The following is a 2,302-nucleotide window of genomic DNA, read 5'->3' as shown; positions in this document are numbered from 1 at the left end:
GTTGAACTAAGCCGCTACGCGGAGCCTTAGCAACCACCTGTTGTTGAGCCACACTTACTCCGGGAATGTTCCCAACAAAACCGGAGAATCATCATGACCCCGTTACGCCAGGCAATGATCGACGAATGTCGGTTGCGCGGTCTTGCCCAAAAAACCGAAGAAACCTATCTGTATGCGGTTGAGCAATTGAGCCGTCACTACCACCAACGTCCGGATACCATTACTGAAGAACAGTTAGATCTGTATTTCAGGTATCTGACGTTAGAGAAGCAGTTGGCGCGCAGTACTATTCACATCCAACTTAATGGGATTTGTTTCTTCTTTAAAGCTGTGCTGCACAAGGAAGTTACTATCACCAAACCACTATCCCGGAAGCCGGTTAAGGCACCGGTGATATTAAAGCCCGCTGAAGTGAAGCTTGTGATTTCGCTGTGCCCTGATAGAAAACAACGTTTTATGCTAATGACTTACTACGGCACAGGCTTAAGGTTAATGGAGCTCATCCACACCAAAGTCGCTGATATTGATGGTCAGAGAAGCACCCTAAGAGTTATTGCCGGCAAAGGTAATAAAGACAGGTATGTCGTGCTGGCCCCTGCTGTTCTTAATTTGCTGAGAGAATATTGGCATTTATATCGGCCCCGGGATTATCTTTTCTATTCTGGCCGAGGCATGGATAAACCGATGTCCAGCAGCTGTATTACTAAGCCATTTAAAGACGCAGTTCGGGCAGCAGGTGTGCCGAGTGGGTGCAGCCTTCACAGTTTACGCCATGCTTATGCGACGCATCAGTTGATTGCGGGCATGCCGTTGTATGAACTGCAAAATCAGTTAGGTCATACCGACATAAAGACCACTCAGCGCTATTTACACTGGCTACCGGAGATGGGCAGTGGTGCCCGTGATTTACTGGCCGGCTGGACGACACCATGAGCCTGCATCTGAGTGATGTGCTGGCGCAGTTTTTACCGGATTATCAGCAGCATCATGTCATGAACTGGCAGCAACAAGCCGCTTGTAAACATATCCTGCAATGCCGAACCGCCGCACTTGGGCAGCAGCTGTGGCAGTGTGATAATTGCCAACAGCAACAAGTGGTGTACTGTTCATGCCGTGACAGGCATTGCCCACGGTGTCAGGGGCAACGCACCCGTGATTGGATAGAAGCGCAGGCCGCCAATCTGCTACAGGTAAAATACTTCCATCTGGTGTTTACGCTGCCGCATGAGCTGAATGTCATTAGCCAGTATGCGCCGGAAAAACTCTACAAAAGCCTGTTTAATGCGGTATGGCAAACACTGAGTAAGTTCGCCCGGCAGCACCGTAAAACGACGGGTGAGTTGGGTATGACGGCCGTACTACATACCTGGGGTCAAACGCTGACGCAGCATATCCATCTGCACTGTTTAATCCCTGGCGGCATGTTAAGTAAAGCAGAGCGCTGGCAGGTCATTGATAAAGGCTACTTGTTCCCGGTGAAGGCGCTATCGACGGTATTCCGGGCGAAAATGCTGCAACAACTGCGGGATGAGCAGCTGAGCATTGTGGACAAAGATGTTTTACTGGCCAAACCCTGGACGGTATTTAGCAAAGCCTGCTTGTGTAAACCACAGACTGTACTGCGTTATCTTGGGCGTTATACCCGTAAAGGTGTGCTGCATGAAAGGCGCTTGCAGCACATCGGTGCAGAGGGCGTGAGCTTTAACTACCGTGACTACCAGGACGGCAACAAACGCAAAGTGATGACGCTCAGTGGTGGTGAGTTTATCCGGCGCTACCTGAGCCATGTATTGCCAAAAGGCTTTATGCGCATCAGGCACTATGGCTTGCTGGCCAACCGTTGCCGCAAGCGAAAGCTGGCGATAATCCGGCAGCAGGAAAAGCAGCGCAAAGCTGAAGCTGAAGTGATAACCACTGAGCAGCAAACACCGTGCTGGCACTGCCCGCATTGCCATGTTGGATTACTGCATCTGGCGTCAGTGTTAGCCCACCGTCCGCCTGGCAATCCTGACGGCTGACAGGCTAGGACGTAGAACGACAAAATACAGGCCAGACTGGCCTACGGGCAGGTATTACCTGAACATTGGCAACCCGCGAAAAGTGCAGGTGAGTAACACGATGACGAGCAACAAAAAGGTATCAAAACTAACCAGATCCGCTAAAAAAGCCTGTAAATTAATTGTTCCCTAAATAAGCAAATTCCATTAGCATCAGTCATACCAAAAAATTAAGCGAACCGGGCCGTTCAACAGGAGTTTATCCGTCACTGAACAACGTGCCGGATAAAACACTAAAGCGTTAT

Annotated in this window: 2 protein-coding genes; both read left to right on the top strand. The window is 49.9% G+C overall.

The genetic code is table 11. The features are described from left to right. Positions 1-93: 93 nt before the first annotated feature. A complete protein-coding gene (locus V7D78_RS17145; RefSeq protein ID WP_333609667.1) occupies positions 94-933 on the top strand; it encodes a tyrosine-type recombinase/integrase in 840 nt (279 codons plus the stop codon). Further along, entirely contained in the window at positions 930-2,018 is a 1,089-nt protein-coding gene (locus V7D78_RS17140) for an IS91 family transposase (protein WP_333609666.1), read from the top strand. The genes V7D78_RS17145 and V7D78_RS17140 overlap by 4 nt, the downstream gene beginning before the upstream one ends. Positions 2,019-2,302 lie beyond the last annotated feature (284 nt).

This window comes from Arsukibacterium sp. (assembly GCF_036735525.1).
Lineage (GTDB): Bacteria > Pseudomonadota > Gammaproteobacteria > Enterobacterales > Alteromonadaceae > Alishewanella.
The sequence above is the reverse complement of the archived record's forward strand: the minus strand, read 5'-3'. Positions and strand labels throughout refer to the sequence as shown.